The sequence below is a fragment of the Enterococcus sp. DIV1368b genome, assembly GCF_050529595.1.
Classification (GTDB): Bacteria; Bacillota; Bacilli; order Lactobacillales; family Enterococcaceae; genus Enterococcus_B; species Enterococcus_B mundtii.
This window is the reverse complement of sequence record NZ_CP172883.1, coordinates 850975-876611: the sequence shown is the minus strand read 5'-3', so window position 1 is coordinate 876611 and position 25637 is coordinate 850975. Positions and strand designations below refer to the sequence as shown.

Genomic DNA, 25637 nt, shown 5'->3' with positions numbered 1-25637 from the left:
GATGATTAATCAAATATATTGGTAAAAAATCCTTTGATTTTACTTGTTACGTTTTCGCCAGAATTTTTTTCTTCTGGTTCTTCGTTATACGTTGTTTCTTCTGCCACATCGTATTGTTCATATGATGTGTGAGCTTCCGGCTCATTGGTTGTATAATGAACAGGTGCTGATTCCCCCATAACAGCGATTTTAGCTAATTGGTATACTTCACTTAAATTCGCAGAGTAATCAACGATACTGATCACGTTTGTAAATACCGGATTTCTTAGACCCATTTGATTTGGTACATAAAGTTTCACGTTTACGCCAAATATTTCCTGTGCCAAATCAACGACACCTGGAAGGCTTGCTGCCCCACCAGTTAACACGATACCACCAGGCAGCTCTAATGCTTCGATTTGATCTAATGCTTCTTTTGCTTTATTGAAGATTTGTTCCATTCGAGCAGAGATCACTTCTGATAGGTAATGTTCATCGACTCGAACAGGTTCTGTTTGGCCAATCACATCTACCGGAAATTCTTCTTGCTCTGAGGTACGTTCTGGATAAGCATCCCCGTAATTTATTTTTAATGCTTCTGCATTGTTGAAGGAAGTATTTAAAACAATGGAGATATCTTTTGTGACAAATTCGCCACCTTCTTGATCTAGGCTCGTGAATTTCAACTGTTTGTCATGCATGACAGCTGTTGTTGTTTGTCCACCACCCATATCGATAACGATTGTACCAAAATCTTTTTCTCCATCTGAAAGAATTGATTCAGTCAACGCTAAAGGTGTGATCACTAATTCATTGACGATCAATCCCGCATTCTCAACACACTTACGAATGTTATGAATGATTGTTTTTGGTCCTGTAAATAATAGACCATACATTTCTAATCTGACACCGATCATCCCACGAGGATCTTTGATGCCTTCGAATCCATCTACCGTAAAGTCCTGTGGTAAAATTGACACGATTTGACGTTCAGGAGGTATTGAACGAACCAGTGCAGCTGAAGCCACATTGCGGACATCTTCATCGGTGATTTCTTTTGAATCTCCGTTTACTGCAATCATCCCTTGGCAGTTTTCTACTTCAAGCATGTTTGCTGGTAGACCCACGCTTACACTTTTGATTTGAATGCCGGCTTTTTCTTCTGCCTGACGCACTGCTCGCTGTATCGCTTGTACTGTTTTATCGATATCAACGATGATGCCTCGGTTAATCCCTTCTGATTTTGCGTTCCCTACTCCAATAATATTCATTTGGCTGTCGATATATTCAGCCACGACAACTTTGACAGATGTCGTTCCAATATCAAGGCCTACGTACATTCCTGTTTTTGCCATGAATGGGATTCCCTCCTACTTAACTATTCCATATACATGCGAACCAATAACGTCCGTTTTAAAAATATACTTTATAGATATATTCACTGTTTCCAATTTTACCATAAATTACCAGTTTTTAGAAAGTAGATTATCACATTTTACAGTGGTTTTCTTAATTTTCATCTAAACTTGACGAAGATGGGGTCGTATTTTCATTCGTTGGATTCATTTCGTCTTGATTCTCACTTATTTGAGGCTCATCAACGCCTGTTTCTGGAGTAGAAGTTTGATCCGCACTTTGCGCACTTTCATCTGTACTTTCTTCAGATCCTTCTTCTGCTTCTTCGCTATTATTTGAGTAAGGGTAAGAAAAAATCCCTACTTCCATATCGATCACACCATTTTCTTCCATTTCACTAGCTACTTGCGCATAAAAATTCATTTGTGATGCTAAGTTAGTAATATTGACGATCACTTGATTGCCATCGTTCATATTCAGCTGGATCAAATTTTGATTCGTATTACGTGGCGTATATTTGATTTCCGAAATGGCTTTTTGTAACTCTGGAGATAGTTTATTATATTCTATTGCTAAATCTTTGATTTTTGTTGGGTCAGTAAATCCTTCTAGGATCGGAAGATTTTTTGTTGGACTTTCAACGGTCTCATCCAACACTGTTCCATCTTCGATCACAGGGCTATATTTTCCGTCCGTTAAAATCAAAGCAATCTCTTTGTATTCAGTGACAGACAGATCAAATGTATTGACACTACTAAAACCGATCGTAGCAGATTTTATTCGAGGTTGCTCTTTTTTCAAATGATCGATGTAACTTTGGCGTTGCCAATACTGTCCCCAAATATGCTGATTCAATGCTAATTGCGTATCCTTCAATATTTCTTCTTTCGAAACAACTTCATTTCCGGAAATAGAAACACCCTCTAATTTGCTCAACGGGGAAACGTAATAAATCAAAAATAACAAAGGAATCAAAAGAATGGAAATGATTAAACTCAGCCTTTTGTATAAAACTTTGTTTCGATAATTTTTTAAATTAGGCAAGCGATCGATAAACGAACCATTATACGGTCCCCCGTCTTTCTTATGTTCGATTTCTTCATAGTCTAATAAATCATCTTCTTCAACAAGCAATTCTTCTTTTTCAGAAGAAATAGGATCTTTTTGTTCTTCTTCATGCTCGCTTTTTTCACTTGTTCCTGTCTGATGATCTGTTTTTTCTTTATGTTCTTCTAAGTATTTTCGGTTGGCCATTTGCCAAGGTGTCAGCGAGTTTTCATCGTTTGACTTCTCAGGCATTTTTTTTGTTTCTTTTTTCTTACTCATCTATGACCACCACCTTATTCTATGATTAACGATTTTGCTAGTTGGTACAAGCGCTCAGACGCATCCGGGATACCTAATGTTTTAGAGGCAGTTGACATGCTTTTTTGCAGTGTTTCATCTGTCATGATCTCATTTATCGCGGCACCCAACGAATCACCATCCAACTCTCCATCCGCAATCATCTTAGCCGCCCCAACTCGAACGAGACTCATCGCGTTTTTTGTCTGATGATCGTTTGTCACATAAGGACTTGGGATAAGGATCGCAGGTAACCCAAGTGCGGTCAACTCAGCAATGGAGGTTGCCCCTGCTCGTCCGACCAATAGATCACTTGCCGCCATCACCGCTGCCATTTCATTGATGTAAGGTTGAATACTGATATTTGCTTTTGTTTCTCCTAACTTTTCCTTAATGCTTTGATAATAACGTTCTCCTGATGCATAAAGGATCTGATAATCCGTCGCTTCAAATGTATCCAAATAAGAAGTAACAGCTTGATTGATTTTTAATGCCCCTTGGCTTCCTCCAAAAATCAAGACTGTTTTCTTCTTAGGATCAAGATCAAATTTTTTTAGAATATCCGTTTTCATCGTATCTGCAACTTCTTGTGCTCGCGGGTTACCAATCAAAACTGATTTGTCCTCCGGAAAAAAGGTCGCTGCATCTTTAAAAGAAAGCGCGATTCGATCCACATAACGACTCAAAAATTTATTTGTCATCCCCGGCACACTATTTTGTTCATGGATGATTGTCGGAATCCCTAACTTAGCTGAGGCATACACAACTGCTCCAGAAACATAACCACCGGTTCCGATCACGATGTCTGGCTGAAATTCTTTTAGTATTTTTTTCGCTTGATGGATACTTTTTAAGAATAATTGGATCGTTTTGACATTAGCTAGTGAAAACTTTCGCTGAAATCCTTGGATCTCTAAGGTATGAAAAGGAATCCCAGTGGTTGGAACAATTTTGTTTTCCAAACCACGTTTTGCACCTACATACATAAACTCGGCGTTCGGCTCTTGTGTTTTCACATAATTGACGAAGGCTAGCGCGGGATAGATATGTCCACCGGTTCCTCCACCTGTTACCAAAATTTTCATAGTTATTATCGCTCGTTTCTACTTTTCTATTTTTAATTTTCTAACGGCTTCCATAAAGCGATCGCCACGGATCTCAAAATTAGGATATTGGTCCCAACTTGCATTGGCTGGTGATAATAAAACCACATCTCCTGGCTCGCTATTTTCTAAAGCTACAGGAACCGCAGCTTCCACAGACTCTGCGGTGCAGATCGTTGGTATGCCCGCTTTTTCACCAGCATCCTTCAATTTCTCTTTGGTTTCACCAAAAGTGATCAATCCCTTCACACCTTCAAGTGATGGAATGAGTTCATCAAAGCTATTGCCCCGATCAAGTCCACCGGCGATCAGAATCAATTTTTCCGGTTGAAATCCGCTTAATGCCATCTTGGTCGCTAAGATATTTGTGGCTTTCGAATCATTGTAAAATTTACGTCCTTGGACCTCACCGACATATTGTGTACGATGTGGTACGCCATGAAAATGACTCAATGTTTCTTTTATTTCTTCATTTGAGACATTATATTGTTTTGCAACAGTAATAGCTGCTAACGCATTTTCGACATTGTGTGCTCCTGGAACACCTATTTCTGAGATTTCCATGACTTTTTCTTTGTCGTAATAAATAACTCCCTCAAAAGAATAAGCACCTGTCTCTAAGACTTGATCTGTCGCAAAAGGTAACACTTTCGCTTTTGTTTTTTTACTTAGTTCCTGTAATTCTTTCTGATTCCAATTCAGTACAAGATAATCCTCTGACGTCATGTTTTTTTGCAAATGCCATTTAGCTTTGACGTAGGCTGGACGAGAGCCATGATAGTCGATATGTGCTTCGTAGATATTGGTGATCACTGCAATGTGGGGACGAAGATCAGTAATCCCCATCAATTGAAAACTTGAAAGTTCCATAACAATCTTGTCTTCCGGATTTGCTTCTTGTGCCACACTACTTGCAGGATAGCCAATATTACCAGCTAAACGAGTGATACCTGCTGATTTCCCCGCATTCAACAATAACCCAGTCATTGTTGTTGTCGTCGTTTTTCCGTTGGTGCCTGTTATGCCGATAATTGGGCATTCCGCTACTTCGTAAGCCAGTTCAACTTCCGTAATTACCGGAATACCCATTTCTTGAGCTTTTGCAACGAATGGATGTGTGTAAGGAATACCTGGATTTTTGATCAGCATTGAAAATTTTTCATCTAATAATTCAATTGGGTGACTACCAGTCACTACTTTGATCCCTAAAGAAAGTAATTCTTGCGCTTCAGGATTTTCATCAAACGGTTTTCCATCATTAACGGTGACAAGTGCGCCCAGTTCATGTAATAACTTGGCCGCACTGAATCCACTTTTTGCTAATCCTAATACAAGGACTTTTTTATTTTCATAAGTTGTTATTTTTTTCATTCTCGTCATCTCCTACCATACGATCCACAATGTGATCAACGAAGTAATTACACTTGTTATCCAAAAGACAGTATCTATCTTCCATTCAGACCAACCACTCATCTCGAAATGATGATGGATTGGTGACATTTTAAAGATTCTTTTACCAGTCAATTTGAAAGAAGATACTTGTAACATCACGCTAGCTGTTTCGATGACATACATCAGACCGATCAATAGTAATGTCCATTCCTGATTGAGCATGATCGAGATTGCTGCTAATAATCCTCCTAATGCTAAGGAACCGACATCCCCCATGAATATTTTGGCAGGTTTGCGATTATAGACGAAAAACCCTAGTAAACCACCTAAAACACTCAAGCAGATAATTAAGACATCATACTGCTGTTGGTGCCAAGCGATAACTGCGTAGGTCAAAAAAGAAATACTTCCTAATCCAGCTACTAAGCCATCAATACCATCTGTTAAGTTAACAGCATTGGAAAAGCCAACTAACCAGAAAATCGCGAATAATCCGTACAACCAACTTAATGGAAGATCAATTCCAAAAAAATTCAGTGTTCCAGGGTATCCTTCACCACGATAAACGAGATAAAAGATGATTCCCCCAACAATTTGCCCAATCAATTTTTGCTTTGAGTTCAATCCCATATTTCTTTTCTTGAAGATTTTGATGAAATCATCTAAAAAACCAATTGCTCCATATAGGGCAAGTACAAAAAGTAGGATGAAAAGAGTAGGCGTCAACTGTTGTTGCCAAGCGCCTACCCAGATACCAGTCAAGAGCGCACTGACTAAAAACACCAATCCCCCCATCGTTGGAGTTCCGGCTTTTACATTATGCCACTTAGGTCCTTCCTCACGAATGGCTTGGCCTTGTTTTTTCATTTGAAAATAACCAATAAATAACGGCATTGTTGCAATCGTCATTGCACAACTACTCGCAATGGGAATTAATGTTTGTGTCAAATCCATGCTCTCTTCTCTCCTATTATTCTTTTAGATGGAAACTTAATGTTTCATCAGATATTTTTTCATAAGGTGCGAGGCTTTGTTCTGTACAGTAACCATCACCGTGGAACGTCACTTCGACACCAAGTATTTTTCCTAATTTCATGATATCTGCCTTTGACCAGCCTGTCACATCAGGCATCAATGCAGTACCACCACTATATAAAATCAATTTTTCTCCCGATATCAGCTCATCCCCATTTGCTGTGGATTGCGCTTCTACCTTGTCTCCATCGCCGATGACTACTGGTTGCAAACCGCTCTTTTGTGCATCAGCAGCGGCAATATCAGGATTCAAATTACGATAGTCAGAGACAGTGATATTTTCCGTCTTTTTCTCTTCTGGCGTAGCTGTTTCAGCTTCTTTGAAATCCATTGCTCGTTTCAGTAATGGGTTCGCAATTTTTGCTAAAGCTGTGCGGTCATATGTCTTAGGATGTTTCATTGTCAGATAAAGGACATATTCGGGATCCTCAGCTGGTACCATTTCGACGATCGAATACAAATACGCGGTATCACCTGTTAGATAACCTCCTGTATCAGAAGCAATCTGGGCTGTTCCTGTTTTAGCTGCAATATTGTATCCCGGAACATTATATACTCCGTAAGCACTCCCGTAATTTTCATTTTCTATGACATCACGCATATACTCACGAACTTTTTCTGTCGTTTCTTTCGAAAATGGCTGTCCTAACACTTCCGTTTCAGTAGAAACTTCTTCTCCAGTATTTGGATCAACGATCTTACTGATATAACGTGGTTGGATCATCGTCCCGTTGTTGGCGATCGCGCTGAAAGCTTTCATCATTTGGAAATTCGTGACACCAATCGCTTGGCCATACGCACTCATCGCTTGGTCAACGATATTAGCAGTGGGTAAAGCACCCGCAACTTCATCATCCAACCCAGAGTGAGTACTTTGCCCAAATCCTAGTTTTTGCAAATAGTTATACCACTTGCCACCTAAACGTTGTTCCAGCATTACCATTCCCACGTTACTAGACCATGAAAGAGCTTGACGCATGGTCAGTATTCCTTTTTTACCAAAGTCATGGTCATTGATCGTGGCATCAGCCACTTTGATTTGTCCGGATAGGAAAGATTCATTTTCATCAAATTTACCTTCTTCGATCGCTGCTGCTGTCGTGAAGACTTTGATCGTTGAGCCTGGTTCATAAGAATCTTGTACAAGGATGTTACGCCACACAGCATCTTCACCAGTCAACCCTTCCATCGTCTCAGGATTGAATGTCGGGCGTTGGCTCATCGCAGTGATCTCGCCTGTTTTAGCTTCCATCAATATCGCAGTCAATTCTTCAGGTTGGTATTCTTCATTGACTTGATCCATCAATGTTTCTAAGTAACTTTGCAGACGACTATCAAGGGTCGTATACACATCTTTACCGTCTGTTGCCTTTTCTTCTTCTGCTACAGTACCTGGTAATGGGTTTTGGAAATTATCTTTTTGATAGTAGATCTTTCCGTTTTGTCCACTCAAAATATCATTATAAGCAGATTCGATCCCAAGTCGGCCAACTAAACCATTTTCTTCTTCATCCGGTACCGCATAGCCAATAAAATGGGAAGAAAATACCCCACTAGGATACATACGTGCAGGATGGTTATCGAAATAAAGCCCAGTCACATCAGCTGCTTTCATCTCTGCTTCGATATTTTGTTTCGTTTCTTGGGTGATATTACGTCCATAATTCCCAAACTCTACTTGGTAGAGATTTTGCTTGGCTCCATCGCGTAGCACCTTCAAGGCTTTACTTTTTTCCATTGAAAGGTTTTTACTGATAATATCCGCAAGTGTATCGAAATCTTTTTCTTGTGCATATAATTTTTTGTTTCCAGTCGTGTATGTTTCGGAAAGAATCGCTTTGATCGAGTAAGACGTGGCATCTTCTGCTAGTGCCACCCCATTACGATCAAAAATCGTGCCTCGTTTTGCCTTGACCTCTTCACTACCTTGATAAAGCTGGTTCGTTTTTTCTTCTAGTGATGTGCCAGCCACATGTCCACCGATCACGATGTATGCAAAACGAACGGCAAATAAAAAGAACAATCCAATACTCGTAGCAAATAAAATGATACCTACTTTTTTGCGATTGTTCATCGGATTTAGATTTTTCTTTTCCATAAACCGCCGGAATTTATTTTTAAGACTCATTTACTTCACTTTCCTTAAATTGTCGTCATTGATTGACAACCCTTTTTCTTCTGCGATTTTTTTAACACGCTCGGTACGAGAAAGTTCACTTTTCTCTTGTTCCAAACTGATTTTTTCTTGATTTTTTTCATTATATTCAACCTGTAGCGCACCGATTTGCTTTTCCATACCACTGATATTGGTTCGTAACATCACTGTTAATACGCAAAGTGCGATGACAGAAAAAGCAATACACACTACTGCAAGCTTTTCAAAAATAGAGATTTGCTTCAAGCGTTTTGCTGGAGATTGAGGAAGAACGATTTCTTTCTCTGAGGGTGAATCTGGCAGAGGTTGCTCTGGTAGTTCAATTTCTTGTAAATCATATGGATATTGTTGGACTTTCTTTAGTTCTGCCATTCTTCTACTCCTCTTTCTCTCGTATTTTTTCAGCGATACGCAATTTTGCACTACGAGAACGATTGTTTTCTGCCAATTCTTCTTCAGATGGCAACATCGGTTTTCTCGTTATCACTTTTAATTCAGGTTGGAACTCATCAGGTACGATCGGCAACCCTGGTGGTAAATCTTTGACTGTACTATATTCTTTGAACATATTTTTGACGATCCGATCTTCTAATGAGTGGAAAGTGATCACACTGATCCGGCCACCGACCTTCAATAAGCGGATTGCTTGTTCTAAGGAGGCTTCCTCCGCACCTAGCTCATCATTGACTGCAATTCGCACAGCTTGAAAAATGCGTTTTGCGGGATGACCGCCTTTTCGTCTTGCTGGGGCAGGAATCACCTGTTTGATGATTTCTACTAATTCCCCGGTTGTTTCAATCGGATGATCTTTTCTCACCCGTTCAATTTCTCTGGCAATTTGTTTTGAAAACTTTTCTTCTCCATAACGAAAGAAAATCTTTACTAATTCGTTGTAAGGATATTCGTTGATCACATGATACGCTGACAAAGGTGCCGATTGATCCATTCGCATATCCAAAGGCGCATCTTGATGATAACTGAATCCACGTTCTGCTTCGTCTAATTGTGGCGAAGACACGCCTAAGTCGTAAAGTATCCCATCGACCTTAGGTACGTATTCAGTCAAGTGCTCTTCAAGCTCACGGAAATTTGCTTTGATAAAAGTGACCATACCTTTTTCGACATACTCAGCCAAGCGGATTTTTGCGTGATCGATTGCTATTTGATCTTGATCAAACGCATAAAGATGACCCTCTGTATTCAGTTGGCTTAATAAGTATTCGCTATGCCCGGCTCCGCCGAGTGTACAGTCCACATAAATTCCGTTCGGTTTGATTGCAAGTCCATCTACCGTTTCTTTTAACATGACTGTATAGTGTTGAAATGTTTCAGTCATTGGTCAGCCTCTTCCTATTTCTTATAATCCGAAATCGATCATATTTTCAGCGATTTCATCAAAGTTTTCTTCCGCAGCTTCTGAAAATTCTTGCCATTTGGCTTCATCCCAAATTTCGATTCGGTTTGACACACCAACAATGACACACTCTTTCGTTATTGTTGCGTAGTTTCTTAATGTATTAGGGATGTTGATACGTCCTTGTTTGTCCAACTCACATTCTGTAGCTGCTGAGTAGAAAAAACGGACAAAGGTTCTAGCGTCTTTCTTTGCTAGGGGCATATCATTGAGTTTCGACTCTAATTCGTTCCATTCGCTCATCGGATAGCCAAAAAGACAGCCATCTAATCCACGAGTCAACACGAATTGTTCGCCTAATTCTTCGCGCAGTTTTGAAGGCACGATCAAGCGACCTTTTGCATCAATATTATGCCGAAATTCGCCCATTAACATCGAAACTACCCCCAATCCTCCACTAACTAAAATCAGTCTACCACAATCCCCCACTTTCTACCACCTTTTATGGGAAATCTGAGAATAACTTTTTGATTAGTAAAAAAAATTTTAACAATCAGGCTGCTAAAAGATTTTTTAAAGTCTTTTAACAGCCTGATTGCGCCATATTAGAGAAACGAAAGGATGTTTAGGACGATCAAAACGAGATACATGACTAAGGTCACCAAAAAAGTAAGACGCCAAGTCATTTTGAAATAACGTGAATACACAAGTTCGTCATAGTAATAAGCTTGGAATATCGCGATACAGATTGCCATTAAAAGGATGGTGATCAATAAAAAGGGCAAAAATGAAGACGTAGCGGTATTACGAGACAATGCGTGGATGCCTCCCCACAAAAAAGGAACGGCTAAATCAGGTGCTTTGACTTTGAAACGACGAGTCAATGCAAATATTTTTACTAGAAATTGACAACCAAAAATCACGATTGCCGGAAAGATGTACCAAAACAATACAAGTGGTGAAAAACTGCCCATTCGACAAATCTCCTTTTTTATCGTTGCGTTCAGTATACGTGATTTAGTTTACACAACGATTTCATTTAGTTTAAATTTATACTGTTTTATTATTTTGTTGCAGCCGTTTTTTGACAAATCAAGATTGATAATCAGTGGGTAGTCTCTTTCAATGTGTTCTTTTCAAGAATTGGTTATAATAGAAGAAAGAAGTATTGAGGAGGTTCCCAATGATAAAGTATTTCACACTTGAAGACCAGAAATTGGTTGATTCAATGGAAGAAACGGCTGAAACCATTTGGTATTGTGTCGAGCGACCAACAGAAGAAGAAATCAATCAATTGATCAAACAGTTCCAAATACCTAAAGATTACCTCACGTCTGTCTTAGACGATGCAGAAAACTCCCGGGTAGAAGAATTTAATCAAGAAAAGCTTACAAAACCAGCATTGGTATTATTGCAATACCCTTTTCCAAAAACTAGTCCTAGCGGATATTTCCAAGTAGATACTTATCCGTTTTCGATTATTCTCACGCCCAAAAAGAAGCTTATCACAATTACGAATCACGAACCACTTTTTTTGAAAAAAGTCTTTCATCAAACGTTTCAAAGAAACGATCTTTCGACAACTCTAAATATTTTTATGCAGTTACTTTGGCAGATCACTCAGTCCTATAACACTTATCTCTCTACCTTACTTGCACAATGTGATTTGTTGGAGACACAACTAAAAGTTTCAACTGAGAATAAACAATTGTATCAAATCATGGATATCCAAAAAAGCTTGGTTTATTTCAAAGAAGCGACTGCCTCGAATCTTGAAGCGTTGCAACAATTAGCCGAGAACCAATCGGTAAAAAATAATCACGCGATGATGAATCACCTCAGAGACGTGATCATCGAAACAGAACAAGCAAAGACCACCGCTCGTATCCGCTTGAAGCTTGTCGAACAGATGAACCAAACTTTTTCTGCCATCATTTCAAACAACTTGAATAATATTATGAAAATTTTAACTTCTTTAACGATTATCCTAACGATTCCAACAATCATTGGAAGTATTTATGGTATGAATATTAAACTACCAATTGCCGAAAGGGATGATGCTTTTCTTTGGTTGATACTATTGACCGTGATCATTTCACTTCTGACTACTTATTATTTGAAAAAAGGTAAGTTTTTATAGAGATGCCCTCTTGTAGAATCAGTGAAAAGCATGTAAAATCAAGTTAACAATAATAAATCGAGGTAATCACGATGCGAGAAAAAAAACAAACAAGCACTTTTGCGAAAGTCACAAAATTAGTGATTTGGACAATGTTGATTTTGACAATCGGCTCAGTCGTTCTAACTGCTGTAATCAGTGTCATGTAAAAATAATGGAGGTTGCGCCAAATTTGGCGCAACCTCCATTTCCTGTTATTAGCTATTATCATCAAGAGTCTGTCACATTGGTTACTACATACTTAAACTGACCTCTTTTTTGTTTGTTCTTGGTTGCTGGCTTGCTTGATTCGATATATTTTTATGTTGGCTTTTTACTCTCGCATCACTTGTTAGCATCACAAAACTTTTCTTATTTTCATTTTGAAATCTGGTCACTGACTGTGTAGACTGATTCGCCTGTTCTTCTCTCAATCTAAAATCTGAAGTTGGACTGTCTTTGGTCTGGGATGAAGGAGCTTGCTGTAAATCTTTCAAAAAATCCTTCAATTCTGCGGGAAAATTCTGTCCATCCGATGATTCTATCATTTTTAAAATATATTCACCTGTCGGCGTATCTTTTAAATCAATAGTTTTTTGATTCGCCAAGCTGTTATACAGATCCTGTGATTTATTTTGCGACGGTTGCGTAGGAATCGCCTGTTGATATATTGTAGCCTTAGAACGATAGAGCTGTGCTTGCTCTCCGAACTTGTTTAGACTTTCTCCTACACCGTGTGTCAAGCTTTCTTCGTTTTCACCTCTTACATTTTTTGCTTCAAATACAGGATTATCATTGAGATTGCGCAGTTTAACTGTGTCAACTTCTTTTCCTCCATGCGTTGTAAAACTGACCTCTGAATTCGGATCATCTTTTGTTTGGGATGAAGAGGCTTGCTGTAAACCTTCTACAAATTTCTTTGTCATTCCCTGATTTTCCATATAGGTTGTCCGATTACGTGAGTCTGTTCCCTGATTTCGCTTGGATGGTCTTGCTTCAAACTTAGATATGTGATCATTTTGAATACTCTTCAAACTTTGCATTGCCTTATCCTGTAGTTCAATCGTCGATTTCTGAGTTGTATCTACACCTTCCTGTGACAAGTGATTCTTTCCTTTTTGCCAGGACGCTATTCCAGTGCTTGTTGGCTCATTTTCTTCTCGCAATCTAAAATCTGAATTTGGACTATCTTTTATTTGCGATGAATAGGCTTTTTGTAATCCATCCAAAAATCCCTTTAAAATTTCCTGATTTTCCATATTGGTTGTTCGATTACGTGAGTCTGTTCCCTGATCTAGCTTGGATGGTCTTGCTTCAAACTTAGGGATTTCATAAACAAAAGAAGTCTCATCTTTTTGAATTCTACTTGTATGATTTACTATCTGATCATGTAGTCCACTTGCATCTTTCTTAATTGCATCTACATTTTCCTGTGACAAGTGAAACTTTTCTTCTTGCCAGGAAGTCATCCCATTATTCGTTAGCTCATTGTCTTTTGTTTGGGATGTCTGCTCATGGTTGGATGATCTTACTTCAGACTTAAACATTTCATCTTTTTGAATACTATTCAGAATTTTTACTCTCTGATCATGTAACTCACTTGTGCCTTTCTTAATTAAATAGGAGGCTTCCTTGGAGAGCGCACGGCGATGTCTTGGATTGATCTGTCTACTTCCATTTAGGGATTGTTGCAATACATCACTTGTATTGCGAGATGTATTGCCCTTATGTTCACTAGATTCTTTACGTTTAAATTTCAATGCCTTTTTAGGAACGTACTCACTATTAAAATGTTTAGGAACCGTACCTGTCACATTAGCTAGCCCATTTGATGCTAGAACGTTTTGATCTATACTGACTTGAGGAATTCTCTGTACTACATTACGATAGCTTTGAGTTGCATTTGCTCTAGTATTTAAATCATACGAAGGACTTTCTTGATTTCTTTCTCCAAATGAGGTGCGCGCATTTCCTGCAACTCGATCATTCCTTTGATTAATCGGCTGTAGTGTTGTATTTTGAAGAATACCTGTCGAATAATAAAGATAAGTAACAATTGGGTTTGCTCTCACATTTAGGGATTCATTCCCCATGCGAATAGCTAATCTATTCAGATCTTTTTGAGTATTTGTCTTATTAGCGTCATGCATTCGATTAATGAACTTTCCACCTGTTTCTCTGAAATCAATTCCTGGCATATCTTACACTCCTCGCATTTTTATGTATTTGTTTTGTTCCATTCCTTTTTCTTAGAAAAACTTCTAAAAGTGTACGTTCCTAAATCACCCATTTACAAAAAATTTTTAGATGAATTGTCCCTTCCTCCCTTTCTTGTAGGTATTCTCTATGAGTAAAAATACGACGTAACCACCATTGGGACAAAAACAACGAACAATAATCATTGAGTTTGCTATTTCTATAACAAATAAATCACCAGCGGAAACGAATCATTTACATAGACGATATGACGATACTTTTAATACAATACTTTAAGCGAATCAATGATAGCTTTTATTGATCTAAGAATATTCGTATTATTCATTTACTAATCTATTACATTCTTACAAACCTATCTTTTATCCGTGGTAGTTACACAGATAATATTTCTTGTTTATTTACAGAAATACTTTAGACTATTTATGACATCATTTTCCTACTAACCTCAAGTACCTGTTCTTAGCGTTCAAAAAAGAATTATTTTCAATAATCATACGTTCAAACTAAATTATGTGTAGTGCTTTTTTTTCAAACATAATCAAAAACTGGGAAAACATTACTACTGAATTTATCTTTTCATTATTGACCAAAATTTTTTATGATTAAAAAAATATACCTTTGTAAGCGGATTAACTATTGATTGACTATTGACAGCTTTTGGATTTAAAAATCTCATTCTCAAAATCATAAAAAAAGTATAATAAAATACAATATAAAAATAACCAATTATTTTTTCTGTTGGGAAAGATTTCAACTGTTTTTTTACCTCTATTCCCTAAAAAAGCAAAATAAAATCACCCTAGCCAATGTAGGCAAAGGGTGATTTTTATTTTCTATTTATTTTTTCGCCAAACGTAACAACTCTTTGGCGTGTTCGATCGTTAAAGGCGTGATTTCACTCCCCGCTAACATTCGTGCGATTTCATTTTCTCTTTCAGCTGCGGCTAATTCGGAGACGGATGTTTGTGTTCTTCCGCCGACGACTTTTTTTACAATGTAATATTGATAATCCGCTACAGCAGCCACTTGAGGGAGATGCGTGATACAAAGTACTTGGGAATACTTGGATATTTTCAATATCTTATCCGCAATGGCTTGTGCCACTCTGCCACTAACACCAGTATCAACTTCGTCAAAAATGATACTAGTCACACCTTGTTCAGAAGAAAAAATGGTTTTCAGAGCAAGTAATACTCGTGACAATTCTCCACCTGATGCTACCTTGACTAGTGGCTTCAATGGTTCTCCTGGATTTGTCGTAATATAAAATTCGACAATATCAAAACCTTGCTCATCTAAGCGTCCATTTGCTTGCGTTGAAAAACGAACTTCAAATTCGGTGTTTTCCATATAAAGACTCTTTAATTCGCGCAGAATCGACTGTTCTAAGTCACTTGCGATCGCTTTTCTTGCTTGATGGAGTTCTTCTGCACATTGAAACGCCCACTCTTCTTTTTGGGTCAGTTCATTCTTCATTTTATCAAGTTGACTTTCTGTAAAATCCGATGAATCCAATTCTTCTGTGATTTCTTCATAGTAGGCTAAGATGGCTTCAACTGAATCGCCATATTTACGCTTCAATTGACGAATCGTTTCCATGCGTTGCGTCACTTCTTCCAAACGATTCTCATCCAGTTCAAGCAGATCGATTTGCCTGCTCATATCCCCTACTGCATCTTGCAATAAATAATAGGCACTCTGGATATTATCAAAAATTGCTTCATACTCTGAATCAAGATGGGCAATACTTTGGATCTCGGAAACAGCCATTCCCACCCCATCAAGACTGCTTTGTTCACCTTCACTAAGCGCCCCATAAGCAGTAGCTAAACCATCGACGATTTTTTGATAATTACTTAATTTATCGCGCTCTTCTCGAAGTTTTTCTTCTTCACCAACTTCTAATTGAGCGGCTGCGATTTCTTCTTGTTGGAAATTCAACATATCAATACGTTGGACATAATTTTTTTCGTTTTGTTGGATCTTACGTACTTTTCTTTCAAGTTCACGATACGCTTGATAAGCTTCTTGGTACGCTCTTTTTTTCTGTTGGAATGTCGAGTCCCCAAAACGATCAAGTAACACAAGATGTGACTCAGGTTGTAATAATTCCTGATGCTCATTTTGACCTTGGATATCCACTAAATAACTGCCAACTCGTCGCAAATTCGCTAATGTCACGATATGTCCATTGACTCGACAAACATTCTTACCTGCTAAAGACATATCTCGACGGACGATCAGATTCGAGCCATCAGACTCGATCCCTAACTCTTCCATCAGCGCTTCAAAACCTTCTTGTTTAGGCCACTCAAATAACCCTTCCAGAATACATTTATCGGCACCTTGACGAATATAATCACTTGATCCACGACCACCTGCTAATAAGCCCAAAGCATCAATAATAATTGACTTACCGGCTCCGGTTTCTCCTGTTAATGCTGTCATTCCTTCATGAAACGACAAACGCAATTCAGGAATAATCGCAAAATTGGTGATACTGATTTCTTGTAGCATTGCAATCACTCCTTAGATTAAAGGTAATGCAGAAAATCTTTCTTTAATTGAACAGCATCTTCTTCCAATCGTGTGATCATCAACACATTGTCATCATCGTTGATGATCGAGAACAATTCTTTTTTGTAACGTTTATCGATTAAATTTGCAGCTGCAGAAGCATTGCCCGGTAAAGTCTTTAAAATAACAAATTTTTCCATCTGGTCAACTGCTACAAATGCGTCCTTCAATAGTTTTTCTAGCTTTGTGCTCACATCTTCACTTGTTTCAGCAGGCAGACTATAGCGATAGCCACCATCAACTGCGGGAACTTTGATCAATTTAAGCTCTTTGATATCTCTTGAGATCGTTGCTTGTGTAACAGAAATCCCTTTATTTTTTAATATTTCAACAAATTCTTCTTGTTTACGTATATCTTGTTCATTTAGTAATCGAGTAATCAAACGATGTCGATCTTTTTTTCTCATGCTCAATCCGCTCCTTCACCAATCCTTCTTCTTTCAATGATAGCTTATTTTAAGCGCTTAATAAAGAAGAACTCATAGTCTTTTTTGTCAATTTCTAGACTATCGCTTATGCGTGAATTGTTCATGAGCCATTTCAACGATGTGAGCTGGATCAACGTTCGCATAGATCGTTCCTTTATCTGATACTTTTTTTAAGTGCGCTAAAAATTCAATATTTCCTTCTCCACCTGTAATAGGAGAGTAACTTAGATCTAATACATCAAACCCTTGCTCTGTGGCAAACGTCAAAATTTGTTCGATGACTTGTTGATGGGTTGTCGCTTCTCGAACAATGCCATTTTTACCGACCGCTTCTCTACCTGCTTCAAATTGTGGTTTGATCAATGCAATTACTTCACCCTCTGGCTTCAAAATTGCATGTAATGGCGGTAGCATCAGCTTCAAAGAGATGAATGATACATCAATGACAGCGACTTCTGGTACACCTTGATCAAAGTCTTCAGGTTTTGCATAACGAAAGTTAACACGTTCCATCACGACCACTTTTGGATCTTGTCTGATTTTCCATGCTAACTGATTGTAGCCTACATCTAAGGCATAGCTCATTTTTGCTCCATTTTGTAAGGCAGCATCGGTAAACCCTCCTGTGGATGCCCCAATATCAAGCAATACTTTATCTTTGACTGTTAGATCAAATTGTTTTAATGCCTTCTCTAGTTTTAACCCACCACGAGAAACATACGGTAATTTTTTCCCCTTGACTTTTAATTCACTACTAACGGGGATTTTTTCTCCTGGTTTATCAAAACGTTCATTTTTCTCATTATAGATCAATCCTGCCATCACGGAACGTTTTGCTTGTTCCCTTGTTTCAAATAGCCCTTGTTTGACGGCTAATACATCTACTCGTTCTTTTTCCATCCTCTTCCTCACTTCTCATCAAATCGTTTGACCAACTGACGAAGAATCTCTCCATCAAATGAACAAACTTCTTGTTCTAACTTGGCAATGATCCTATTGGCGGAATGGATTTCTCGTTGTAACGCAGCTCTTGTCTGCTCGATCCCTAATAAGCGTGGATACGTATTTTTATCCGCTCGTTCATCCTTGCCAGCTGTTTTTCCTAATGCTTCTGTCGTACTAGTCACATCCAATAAATCATCACGGATCTGAAAAGCTAACCCAAGATGAGCGGCAATTTGTTGTAATTGTACCAAAACTTCTTCTGGTTGTTCTGCTAAAATCCCACCTGCTAGCAAAGCATAACGTATCAAACGTCCAGTCTTTCGTTCATGGATCAATGCTAGTTCTTCTAGCGTCAAATCTTTCATTTCTCCTTGGATATCTGCCGCTTGTCCTGCAACCATGCCTTGTGTCCCAGCACTAACAGCCAATTGTTGCAATAATAACAATTTTGGTGAGTTCGCTAAGTGGGTCATGCTGATCAACTGGAAGGCACCCGTCAATAATCCATCCCCTGCTAAAATTGCGATTGCCTCCCCATAGACTTTATGATTGGTTGGTTTTCCTCGACGCAGGTCGTCGTTATCCATTGCTGGAAGATCATCATGGATCAATGAATACGTATGGATCATCTCTAATGCTGCTGCCACTTGATAAGCTGAAGTATCGATCTTGGCATCAAAAGAAGCCACGGTTGCTAATAAAGCAAGTGGACGGATTCTTTTCCCTCCTGCATGGATCGAATAGATCATACTTTCTTTTAAGCGTTCATCCGAAGTATATTCCGTAATGAAAGAAACCATTTCTTCTTCTACCAAAGGAAGGTGAGTCGCAGAAAAATCGGTTAGATTCATTGTGTCCCCTCTTTCTCGTCAAAAGTGATCTCTTCATTCGTCTCAGTCATCATTTTTGTGAGGGTTTCTTCTGCTTTAGAAAGAGTATCTTGACATTGCTTACTTAATTCCATCCCTCTTTTAAACGCATCTAACGCTGATTCTAAAGGAACATCTCCTTGCTCTAATTGCATGACGATTTTTTCTAATTCTTGCAATGATTCTTCAAATGTTGGATTTGCCATCTTATTCTGTCTCCTTTTTGATCTGTTCCACTTTACCTTTGACCTGTCCATCTGCATAATGAATGACTAACTCATCACCGACTTGGATCTCATCGACACTTTTTGCCACTTGATCATGCAACGTGGTGTAACTATACCCTCTACCCATGATTTTTAAAGGACTAAGTAAATCAAGTGATTGAACCGTCTGTTGAAACTTTTGTTGCTGTTGTTGCATATATTGGTACATTTTTTCTTCTAGTCGTTTTTCTAAGTAGCTTGTTTCTTGCTTGGCTGATTTCACTCGATAAATGGGTGCAACTTGTTGCAACTGATGACTTAAGGTCATGGTTTGTTTTTCTTTTGCATGGTAAATTTGTTGCGTTGCTTGATACAAGCGTTGCCGCAATTGATCTAGTTTGATCGTTTGTCCCTCGTAGAGACGTTCAGGTTGGCGAAAGACATAGGATTGTCTTGAGCGGGCAAACCGCTCTTGTTTTCGTTGGATCTGGCGTAAAAACCCTTGCTCTAAGCGGGCTTGTCTTTCCTTGATCCGCATCAACTCTTCCGATAATACTGGAACAGCCAACTCAGCTGCTGCTGTCGGTGTCGCTGCTCGAACATCAGCCACTAAGTCAGCAATCGTCGTATCTGTCTCATGACCGACAGAAGAGATGCTCGGTGTTTTTGCTTGATAAATCGCACGAGCCACCCGTTCTTCGTTGAAAGGCCAAAGATCCTCGATCGAACCACCACCACGTCCGATGATCATTGTATCAAAATTTCCTAACGCTTCAACGCGTTGGATATTGCGGACGACATCATCTGCTGCTTGGTTTCCTTGCACAACAGTTGGGAACAAAACAAGTTGCGCGATTGGGTAACGGCGTTTGACCGTCGTGATAATATCACGAATGACCGCACCACTAGGACTTGTTAAAACGGCGATGCGTTTTGGAAATCTCGGCAATGCCATTTTAGGTCCAGCAAATAGACCTTCTTTCATCAATTTTTCTTTTCGTTCTTCTAGCTCTTGGTATAACGCACCAACACCATCTGGCTCCATATGTTCCACGTAAATTTGATAAGAACCGCTGGCTTCGTAAAGGGAGATCCGACCAATCACCAACACTTTCATGCCCTCTTTTGGTTGAAAACGTAACTTTTGGAAAGCACCTTTGAACATGATCGCAGAGATTTTTGCGTGATCATCTTTTAAACTGAAATATTGATGCGCATTCGCTCGCATACGGAAATTTGAGATTTCACCAGTTAGATAAACTCTTTCCAGATATGGGTCTGCTTCAAATTTTCGTTTTAAATATTTGGTTAAGGTGGTAACTGTTAAATATTCTTGCGTCATAACTCTCCTCGCTCTGCTTCAGCTGATTGGACCGTTTGTGCCATCAACATCGTGATCGTCATTGGACCTACTCCTTTAGGCACAGGCGTGATATAGCTTGCAAGAGGAGCGACTTCATCAAATTTGACATCGCCGATCAGTTTTCCATTCTCATCACGATTCATCCCCACATCGACAACTACCGCCCCTGGTTTGACAAAGTCTTTTGTCACAAAATGGCCACGCCCAATAGCCACTACGAGTATGTCTGCTTCACGAGTTAACGCTGCAAGGTCTTTCGTTTTTGAATGAGCAATGGTGACCGTCGCATCAGCCATCAACAAAAGTTGCGCCATGGGTTTACCGACAATATTACTGCGACCGATCACTACTGCACGCTTGCCAGTCAAATCAATATCATATGCCTCAAACATCTTCATGATTCCATAAGGCGTACAAGGGATCTTATCAGGATTCCCTGCAAATAAACGTCCTAGATTCAATGGATGGAAGCCATCAACATCTTTTTTAGGATCGATTGCTAATAACACTTTCTCTTCATCAATATGTTTTGGTAAAGGCAATTGTACAAGGATTCCATGGAACCGTGGATCCTTGTTATATTTTTCAATTTCATTTAGAAGCTCATCTTCGGAGATTGTTTGACTATAACGCTCTACTTTTGAATAAATACCTAATTGATTCGCAACTCGTTCTTTGTTACGAACATAGACTTGACTTGCTGGATTTTCTCCAACTAATAAAACAACTAATCCGGGATTGATCTGTCGTTCGTTAAGCTCTTTTACTTTTAACGCAAGTTCTGCTTGCATTTTTTCTGCTAATTCTTTTCCATTCATCAATTCTGACATACGATCACTCCCAGATATTTTTGCTTTCATTCTACCATATAAACCACTTGTAACATAACCAGATTTACTAACTATCATAGAAAAAAGCTAGGACTTACGCCCCAGCTTCTAATTCTTTTAACACATTCGATAACATACCATTTACAAATTTACGTGAACGGTCGTCACTGAATGTTTTAGCTAACTCGATTGCTTCATTCAATGCAACAGTTGCAGGCACGTCATCCACGTACATCATTTCGAAAATCGCGATTCTTAAAATAATCAGATCCATTTTGGAAATGCGGTTGATCCGCCAATTATTTTTTAAATGCTTTTCGATGATCGTGTCTAACGATGCTTTTTTTGCACAGACGCCACCAACTAGTGTGTCTAGATATACTGGAACAAATTCTGATTGCTCTTCATTGATCATCTCTTGATGGTCCAACTCGATCGCATTGAAAATTGCATCTTCTTTTGTCAGATCAGTGTTAAAATCTAATGGGAACAATGCCTGTAATGCCATCTCGCGGATCTCGTGTCTTGATAACTCTTTATTCATTTTCTTCCTCTTCGTCCTCAAAAAGTTCATCGATTGCTGGTTGTTCCAATTTTTCTGGTACAACTGCTACGACATGGATATTGACTTCAGCTAATGCAATGTCGGTCATGAACAGTACTTCTTGGTGAACACGATCCTGCATTTCCATCGCTACTTTTGGTACTGATACGCCATATTCTAAATAACAATATAAGTCAACTTTCAAACCTTCTTCGTCATTGACTAAATATACACCTTTACCATGCGCTGCGCGACCTAGCAATTCTGTGACATTGCTAGCAAAAGTCCCACGCATTCCGTAGACCCCTTCGACTTTAGAAGCTGCAATACCGATAATGACTTCGATCACTTCTGGTGCAATCACGATTTCTCCTAAATCTTGATTAGCATGTAAGACTAAGTTTTTTTCGTCTGCCATTTTTATTTATTCCTCCTTTTGCCTACGTACATCTTTCACTTCAAAAGCGATGTCATGTACCTAGGAAAACTGTCGCCTGTAAATCAGTCATGCGTGAAAAAACGCGCCGTTTACAATCGCTTGATTTCTCTTATAGTGTATCATTAAATGAGCCCATTTTCTATAACAAAGTCTGAGTTTCGACATTTACATTTATTGAAAAACGCTGATTATCACAAAATAATCAATTCTTTTGGTGAGTGAGTCAATACCCGGTTTCCTTCAGCAGTGATCAATAAGTCATCTTCGATCCGGACACCACCGATTCCTGGTAAGTAGATTCCCGGTTCATCCGTAATGACATTACCCACAACAAATGGTTTCTCTGCTCGCGCAGATACATTAGGACCTTCATGGATCTCTAAGCCGATACCATGGCCAGTGGAGTGGCCAAATGCTTCCCCATAACCGTATTTGCTGATGTAGTCTCTTGCTACTGCATCAAGTTGGATACCTGTCACTCCAGGTTTAGCCGCTTCTAGAACTGCCAATTGGGCATCTAAAACGATTTGATAGATTTCTTTCAATTGTTCTCCTGGATCGCCGATTGCAAACGTACGTGTCATGTCAGAAACGTATCCTTCATAGTAGCAACCAAAATCGATCGTGATCAAATCCCCTTGTTCAATGATCTTTTGGCTAGCCACTCCGTGTGGCATTGCTGAACGAACACCACTTGCCACGATGGTTTCAAAAGACACACCTGATGCACCTAGTGAACGCATATAGAAATCTAATTGATTCGCGACCTCGATCTCTGTCATCCCTGGTTGGATCATTTTAAGGATATGTTCATAAGCCATATCAGCGATGCTACAAGCTTTTTCAATAACCGCTAGTTCGTCCGCATCTTTTACTTCACGCAATTCTTCGATCATATCAGAAACTGGGATCAACTCTGCATCAAGTAATTCTTCCAATACTGAATACTCTAAAAATGAAACTGTGCGTTCTTCAAACGCTAGATTCTTCAATCCTTCTTTTCGAGTCAAATCAGCGACTTCCTCAAAAATTGGTGCAACATTTTTGATGATCTCAAAACCTTGCGCTTGCGCAGCTGCTTGTTCTGTATAACGGAAGTCCGTAATAAAGAAGGCTTTCTCTAATGTGATGACCGCTAACCCAGTGGTTCCTGTAAAATTAGTCAAATAGCGGAGATTGTAAGGACTTGTCACTAAAAATGAATCTAGATTCGCTTCTCGCATTTTTTTGCGTAACTTTTCTACTCGTAACATCATGTGTAAATTCCTTCTTTCTTTGCACTCTTTTTATCATTATAGCAAACTTTCTTTTTTAAAGGCATAGGAAAGATAAATTCCTTCAATAGAAACGAACAAAGCGTTTTGGCTTGAGCTTTCCACCCAAGTCAAAACGCTTTAGACTTTCATTTCTAAGATCTTTTACCAAAGAAAAATGAGACAACTGCAACTAAGATCACTGCCCCTAAAATAGATGGAATAAGTGCCATACCAGCAGCGCTTGGTCCCCAGTTTCCAAAAATCGCTTGACCGATCGTTGAACCAATCAAACCAGCAATAATATTTGTGATGCATCCCATTGAATTTCCTTTACTTGTGATTGCTCCAGCAATCGCTCCAATGATTGCACCAACAATCAATGTCCATAACCAACTCATCGTATAACCTCCCTCTTTACTCTTTAATTTTATCATAAGAAATAAATAGCAAGCAAACGATGAGGGCTAGCTACAAATCATTTACGCTTGAAAATACCGATTACGCCTCGCTTGACTACGTCGATCAAACTTAAAGAGCGAACCATGTGACTTGGGTCAACATACTTACGGATTGCTCGCAAAACTTCCTTGGGATGTTTTGCAGAAAATGAATAGGTTCCGTTTTTCTTTGTGCGAATCGCAAAACGTGGAATCCATCTTCCTTTGAACATCACCGAGGCAATCACGACATCCACCTCTTCCCATGGAATCTGGACGAATTTCCGCGCATCACGATCATTATAAAATTCAAAACCTTTGTCACCAATCATGATCTTCCCATATTCTGCCACACCTAGATAAGATGTCGCATTCATCGTTAAGTCAACTTTTGTGTTCAGCGATTGTACCATTTCAAGCACTCCATTTCTAATCAATCTAAAGTTACGGTAATCAAAAGTCGTACCGTTTCAATGATTTGGCTATTCGTTCAGTTTAGCCTTACTCTTAATTTCGCGTTTTTTACTTCTATATCAAAGACATCTTATCATAAATAGTATGCCTTTTCGAGCATAGATACTACCTCTAACAAACGGTTCTCCACAATTGTCCACCATTCGATCAGAAGAGAGATGAAGTAAAATCTCGTCGCATTCTATGAAAAAAGCTGCAACAAAAATCAATGATCGATTTCTGTCACAGCTTATTTAGTCTTTTATTGCCTTAGATTACATTAATCCGATCAAGTGGAAAACAATACCCACTACGAATAATCCAAGAATGATAACGATTGGTGAAACTTTTTTCTTCAGTAACCACATACAGAACAATGTTAGTAACAACGCAGCTAATCCAGGGATCAAGCTATCTAAGTTGTCTTGTAATGTTGTTACTTTGTAGTCAGATAGAGAAAGTCCAGCTGCTTGTTGTTCCAACGCACTCTTGATACCTTCCGCACCTGCAGGTAAACTACTCCAATCAATGTAAGCACCTTCGTCAAGTTTAACGCTTGATACTACTGGCGCAAAGCCAATTGATACCCAACGGTTAACTAATGAACCTAAGATGAACATACCTAAGATCGAAGCACCTTTAGTAATGTCTTGCAACAAACCACCAGATAAATCTTCTGTGATTTTAGAACCCGCTTTATAGCCGAATTCTTGTGTGTACCACATAAATGCCATACGGATGATATTCCAAGCGACGAAATAAATGATTGGGCCTAAGATATTTCCAGCCATCGCTAGAGAAGCAGCTAGAGCTCCAAGGATCGGTCTTACTGTAAACCAGAAGACTGGATCACCGATACCAGCTAAAGGTCCCATCATACCAACCTTAACCCCTTGAATCGCAACATCATCAACAGGTGCGCCATTTGCACGTTCTTCTTCCAGTGCAAGAGTCACCCCTAGAATTGGTGAAGCAACATATGGGTGAGTGTTGAAGAACTCTAAATGACGAGTCAACGCAGCCGCACGGTCTTCTTTTGTTTTATATAATTTTTTGATCGCTGGGATCATTGAGAATGCCCAACCACCATTTTGCATACGTTCGTAGTTCCATGATCCTTGAAGGAAAGTCGAACGCAACCAAACAGAAATACGATCTTTTTTAGATAATTGAATTCTTTCTTCTGCCATTTCGTGA

Annotated in this window: 26 protein-coding genes; 2 read left to right on the top strand and 24 right to left on the bottom strand. The window is 39.0% G+C overall.

From position 1 onward, the window contains the following. Positions 1–5: 5 nt before the first annotated feature. The 10 genes from ftsA to IGJ19_RS04070 all read right to left on the bottom strand — a co-directional run bounded on the left by ftsA (position 6) and on the right by IGJ19_RS04070 (position 10692). Positions 6–1334, bottom strand: coding sequence for a cell division protein FtsA (gene ftsA / locus IGJ19_RS04115; RefSeq protein WP_019723318.1), 1329 nt, complete (start codon positions 1332–1334; stop codon positions 6–8). A 154-nt stretch (positions 1335–1488) separates the two neighbouring features. After that, positions 1489–2661, bottom strand: a complete 1173-nt coding sequence (locus IGJ19_RS04110; protein WP_142432950.1) for a cell division protein FtsQ/DivIB — start codon at positions 2659–2661, stop codon at positions 1489–1491. A gap of 14 nt (positions 2662–2675) precedes the next feature. Continuing rightward, the gene (murG, locus tag IGJ19_RS04105) at positions 2676–3764 is read right to left on the bottom strand and encodes an undecaprenyldiphospho-muramoylpentapeptide beta-N-acetylglucosaminyltransferase (RefSeq protein ID WP_142432949.1); all 1089 of its coding nucleotides are present in this window, start codon (positions 3762–3764) and stop codon (positions 2676–2678) included. A gap of 18 nt (positions 3765–3782) precedes the next feature. Next, positions 3783–5153 carry a UDP-N-acetylmuramoyl-L-alanine--D-glutamate ligase gene (gene murD / locus IGJ19_RS04100; protein WP_142432948.1) on the bottom strand — a complete coding sequence of 457 codons (1371 nt, stop codon included), beginning with the start codon at positions 5151–5153 and terminating at the stop codon, positions 3783–3785. A gap of 12 nt (positions 5154–5165) precedes the next feature. Beyond that, positions 5166–6128, bottom strand: coding sequence for a phospho-N-acetylmuramoyl-pentapeptide-transferase (gene mraY, locus IGJ19_RS04095; protein ID WP_066026042.1), 963 nt, complete (start codon positions 6126–6128; stop codon positions 5166–5168). Positions 6129–6144: 16 nt separating this feature from the next. Beyond that, the gene (locus tag IGJ19_RS04090; RefSeq protein WP_430604432.1) at positions 6145–8337 is read right to left on the bottom strand and encodes a penicillin-binding transpeptidase domain-containing protein; all 2193 of its coding nucleotides are present in this window, start codon (positions 8335–8337) and stop codon (positions 6145–6147) included. Beyond that, entirely contained in the window at positions 8338–8736 is a 399-nt protein-coding gene (ftsL, locus tag IGJ19_RS04085) for a cell division protein FtsL (RefSeq protein ID WP_010735984.1), read from the bottom strand. 4 nt (positions 8737–8740) lie between these two features. After that, entirely contained in the window at positions 8741–9700 is a 960-nt protein-coding gene (rsmH, locus tag IGJ19_RS04080; protein WP_142432947.1) for a 16S rRNA (cytosine(1402)-N(4))-methyltransferase RsmH, read from the bottom strand. A gap of 21 nt (positions 9701–9721) precedes the next feature. Further along, positions 9722–10153 (bottom strand): division/cell wall cluster transcriptional repressor MraZ, encoded by a 432-nt coding sequence (gene mraZ / locus IGJ19_RS04075; protein WP_029594184.1) that lies wholly within the window; start codon positions 10151–10153, stop codon positions 9722–9724. 170 nt (positions 10154–10323) lie between these two features. Then, positions 10324–10692, bottom strand: coding sequence for a DUF3397 domain-containing protein (locus IGJ19_RS04070; RefSeq protein WP_071865927.1), 369 nt, complete (start codon positions 10690–10692; stop codon positions 10324–10326). A 209-nt stretch (positions 10693–10901) separates the two neighbouring features. On the opposite strand from IGJ19_RS04070, the gene IGJ19_RS04065 reads away from it, so the two are divergent. Together IGJ19_RS04065 and IGJ19_RS04060 are read left to right on the top strand one after the other, a co-directional pair. After that, positions 10902–11858, top strand: coding sequence for a magnesium transporter CorA family protein (locus tag IGJ19_RS04065; RefSeq protein WP_010735988.1), 957 nt, complete (start codon positions 10902–10904; stop codon positions 11856–11858). Positions 11859–11929: 71 nt separating this feature from the next. Continuing rightward, a complete protein-coding gene (locus IGJ19_RS04060) occupies positions 11930–12046 on the top strand; it encodes a DUF4044 domain-containing protein (protein WP_010735989.1) in 117 nt (38 codons plus the stop codon). Between the two features lie 84 nt (positions 12047–12130). Here IGJ19_RS04060 and IGJ19_RS04055 read toward each other — a convergent pair whose 3' ends face one another. From IGJ19_RS04055 to IGJ19_RS03990, 14 genes are all read right to left on the bottom strand, one after another. After that, a complete protein-coding gene (locus tag IGJ19_RS04055) occupies positions 12131–14074 on the bottom strand; it encodes a hypothetical protein (protein WP_375148113.1) in 1944 nt (647 codons plus the stop codon). Between the two features lie 856 nt (positions 14075–14930). After that, on the bottom strand, positions 14931–16610 hold the full coding sequence (recN, locus tag IGJ19_RS04050; protein WP_071865925.1) for a DNA repair protein RecN: 1680 nt from the start codon (positions 16608–16610) through the stop codon (positions 14931–14933). Between the two features lie 17 nt (positions 16611–16627). Beyond that, a complete protein-coding gene (locus tag IGJ19_RS04045) occupies positions 16628–17077 on the bottom strand; it encodes an arginine repressor (protein WP_010735995.1) in 450 nt (149 codons plus the stop codon). A 99-nt stretch (positions 17078–17176) separates the two neighbouring features. After that, positions 17177–17998 (bottom strand): TlyA family RNA methyltransferase, encoded by an 822-nt coding sequence (locus tag IGJ19_RS04040; RefSeq protein ID WP_010735996.1) that lies wholly within the window; start codon positions 17996–17998, stop codon positions 17177–17179. 8 nt (positions 17999–18006) lie between these two features. Continuing rightward, positions 18007–18894, bottom strand: a complete 888-nt coding sequence (locus IGJ19_RS04035; RefSeq protein WP_142432945.1) for a polyprenyl synthetase family protein — start codon at positions 18892–18894, stop codon at positions 18007–18009. Further along, positions 18891–19118, bottom strand: a complete 228-nt coding sequence (locus IGJ19_RS04030; RefSeq protein WP_010735998.1) for an exodeoxyribonuclease VII small subunit — start codon at positions 19116–19118, stop codon at positions 18891–18893. Before IGJ19_RS04030 ends, IGJ19_RS04035 begins: the two co-directional genes overlap by 4 nt. A 1-nt stretch (position 19119) precedes the next feature. Beyond that, complete coding sequence (xseA, locus tag IGJ19_RS04025) at positions 19120–20460, bottom strand: exodeoxyribonuclease VII large subunit (RefSeq protein WP_071865923.1); 1341 nt, start codon at positions 20458–20460, stop codon at positions 19120–19122. After that, entirely contained in the window at positions 20457–21311 is an 855-nt protein-coding gene (locus IGJ19_RS04020) for a bifunctional methylenetetrahydrofolate dehydrogenase/methenyltetrahydrofolate cyclohydrolase (protein WP_071865922.1), read from the bottom strand. The genes xseA and IGJ19_RS04020 overlap by 4 nt, the downstream gene beginning before the upstream one ends. 94 nt (positions 21312–21405) lie before the next feature. After that, entirely contained in the window at positions 21406–21855 is a 450-nt protein-coding gene (gene nusB, locus IGJ19_RS04015; RefSeq protein ID WP_010736001.1) for a transcription antitermination factor NusB, read from the bottom strand. Next, complete coding sequence (locus tag IGJ19_RS04010) at positions 21848–22273, bottom strand: Asp23/Gls24 family envelope stress response protein (protein ID WP_010736002.1); 426 nt, start codon at positions 22271–22273, stop codon at positions 21848–21850. Before IGJ19_RS04010 ends, nusB begins: the two co-directional genes overlap by 8 nt. A gap of 212 nt (positions 22274–22485) precedes the next feature. Beyond that, positions 22486–23550, bottom strand: a complete 1065-nt coding sequence (locus IGJ19_RS04005; RefSeq protein ID WP_142432944.1) for a M24 family metallopeptidase — start codon at positions 23548–23550, stop codon at positions 22486–22488. A 152-nt stretch (positions 23551–23702) separates the two neighbouring features. Continuing rightward, positions 23703–23948: a GlsB/YeaQ/YmgE family stress response membrane protein gene (locus IGJ19_RS04000; protein WP_010736004.1), complete on the bottom strand. Its 246-nt coding sequence runs from the start codon at positions 23946–23948 to the stop codon at positions 23703–23705. 77 nt (positions 23949–24025) lie between these two features. After that, a complete protein-coding gene (locus tag IGJ19_RS03995; protein ID WP_115357416.1) occupies positions 24026–24400 on the bottom strand; it encodes a DUF956 family protein in 375 nt (124 codons plus the stop codon). A gap of 315 nt (positions 24401–24715) precedes the next feature. After that, the gene (locus tag IGJ19_RS03990; protein ID WP_019724014.1) at positions 24716–25630 is read right to left on the bottom strand and encodes a PTS system mannose/fructose/sorbose family transporter subunit IID; all 915 of its coding nucleotides are present in this window, start codon (positions 25628–25630) and stop codon (positions 24716–24718) included. Between the last annotated feature and the right edge of the window lie 7 nt (positions 25631–25637).

Coding starts and splice junctions, on each gene's coding strand:
- IGJ19_RS04005 (WP_142432944.1), bottom strand. CDS start 23,550: ATGATGTTACGAGTAGAAAAGTTACGCAAAAAAATGCGAGAAGCGAAT.
- xseA (WP_071865923.1), bottom strand. CDS start 20,460: ATGACGCAAGAATATTTAACAGTTACCACCTTAACCAAATATTTAAAA.
- murD (WP_142432948.1), bottom strand. CDS start 5,153: ATGAAAAAAATAACAACTTATGAAAATAAAAAAGTCCTTGTATTAGGA.
- mraZ (WP_029594184.1), bottom strand. CDS start 10,153: ATGTTAATGGGCGAATTTCGGCATAATATTGATGCAAAAGGTCGCTTG.
- nusB (WP_010736001.1), bottom strand. CDS start 21,855: ATGAATAAAGAGTTATCAAGACACGAGATCCGCGAGATGGCATTACAG.
- ftsA (WP_019723318.1), bottom strand. CDS start 1,334: ATGGCAAAAACAGGAATGTACGTAGGCCTTGATATTGGAACGACATCT.
- mraY (WP_066026042.1), bottom strand. CDS start 6,128: ATGGATTTGACACAAACATTAATTCCCATTGCGAGTAGTTGTGCAATG.
- IGJ19_RS03990 (WP_019724014.1), bottom strand. CDS start 25,630: ATGGCAGAAGAAAGAATTCAATTATCTAAAAAAGATCGTATTTCTGTT.
- IGJ19_RS04110 (WP_142432950.1), bottom strand. CDS start 2,661: ATGAGTAAGAAAAAAGAAACAAAAAAAATGCCTGAGAAGTCAAACGAT.
- IGJ19_RS04090 (WP_430604432.1), bottom strand. CDS start 8,337: ATGAGTCTTAAAAATAAATTCCGGCGGTTTATGGAAAAGAAAAATCTA.
- IGJ19_RS04010 (WP_010736002.1), bottom strand. CDS start 22,273: ATGGCAGACGAAAAAAACTTAGTCTTACATGCTAATCAAGATTTAGGA.
- IGJ19_RS04035 (WP_142432945.1), bottom strand. CDS start 18,894: ATGAATCTAACCGATTTTTCTGCGACTCACCTTCCTTTGGTAGAAGAA.
- murG (WP_142432949.1), bottom strand. CDS start 3,764: ATGAAAATTTTGGTAACAGGTGGAGGAACCGGTGGACATATCTATCCC.
- IGJ19_RS04065 (WP_010735988.1), top strand. CDS start 10,902: ATGATAAAGTATTTCACACTTGAAGACCAGAAATTGGTTGATTCAATG.
- IGJ19_RS03995 (WP_115357416.1), bottom strand. CDS start 24,400: ATGGTACAATCGCTGAACACAAAAGTTGACTTAACGATGAATGCGACA.
- IGJ19_RS04070 (WP_071865927.1), bottom strand. CDS start 10,692: ATGGGCAGTTTTTCACCACTTGTATTGTTTTGGTACATCTTTCCGGCA.
- IGJ19_RS04060 (WP_010735989.1), top strand. CDS start 11,930: ATGCGAGAAAAAAAACAAACAAGCACTTTTGCGAAAGTCACAAAATTA.
- recN (WP_071865925.1), bottom strand. CDS start 16,610: ATGCTACAAGAAATCAGTATCACCAATTTTGCGATTATTCCTGAATTG.
- IGJ19_RS04045 (WP_010735995.1), bottom strand. CDS start 17,077: ATGAGAAAAAAAGATCGACATCGTTTGATTACTCGATTACTAAATGAA.
- IGJ19_RS04020 (WP_071865922.1), bottom strand. CDS start 21,311: ATGTCAGAATTGATGAATGGAAAAGAATTAGCAGAAAAAATGCAAGCA.
- ftsL (WP_010735984.1), bottom strand. CDS start 8,736: ATGGCAGAACTAAAGAAAGTCCAACAATATCCATATGATTTACAAGAA.
- IGJ19_RS04030 (WP_010735998.1), bottom strand. CDS start 19,118: ATGGCAAATCCAACATTTGAAGAATCATTGCAAGAATTAGAAAAAATC.
- IGJ19_RS04055 (WP_375148113.1), bottom strand. CDS start 14,074: ATGCCAGGAATTGATTTCAGAGAAACAGGTGGAAAGTTCATTAATCGA.
- IGJ19_RS04000 (WP_010736004.1), bottom strand. CDS start 23,948: ATGAGTTGGTTATGGACATTGATTGTTGGTGCAATCATTGGAGCGATT.
- rsmH (WP_142432947.1), bottom strand. CDS start 9,700: ATGACTGAAACATTTCAACACTATACAGTCATGTTAAAAGAAACGGTA.
- IGJ19_RS04040 (WP_010735996.1), bottom strand. CDS start 17,998: ATGGAAAAAGAACGAGTAGATGTATTAGCCGTCAAACAAGGGCTATTT.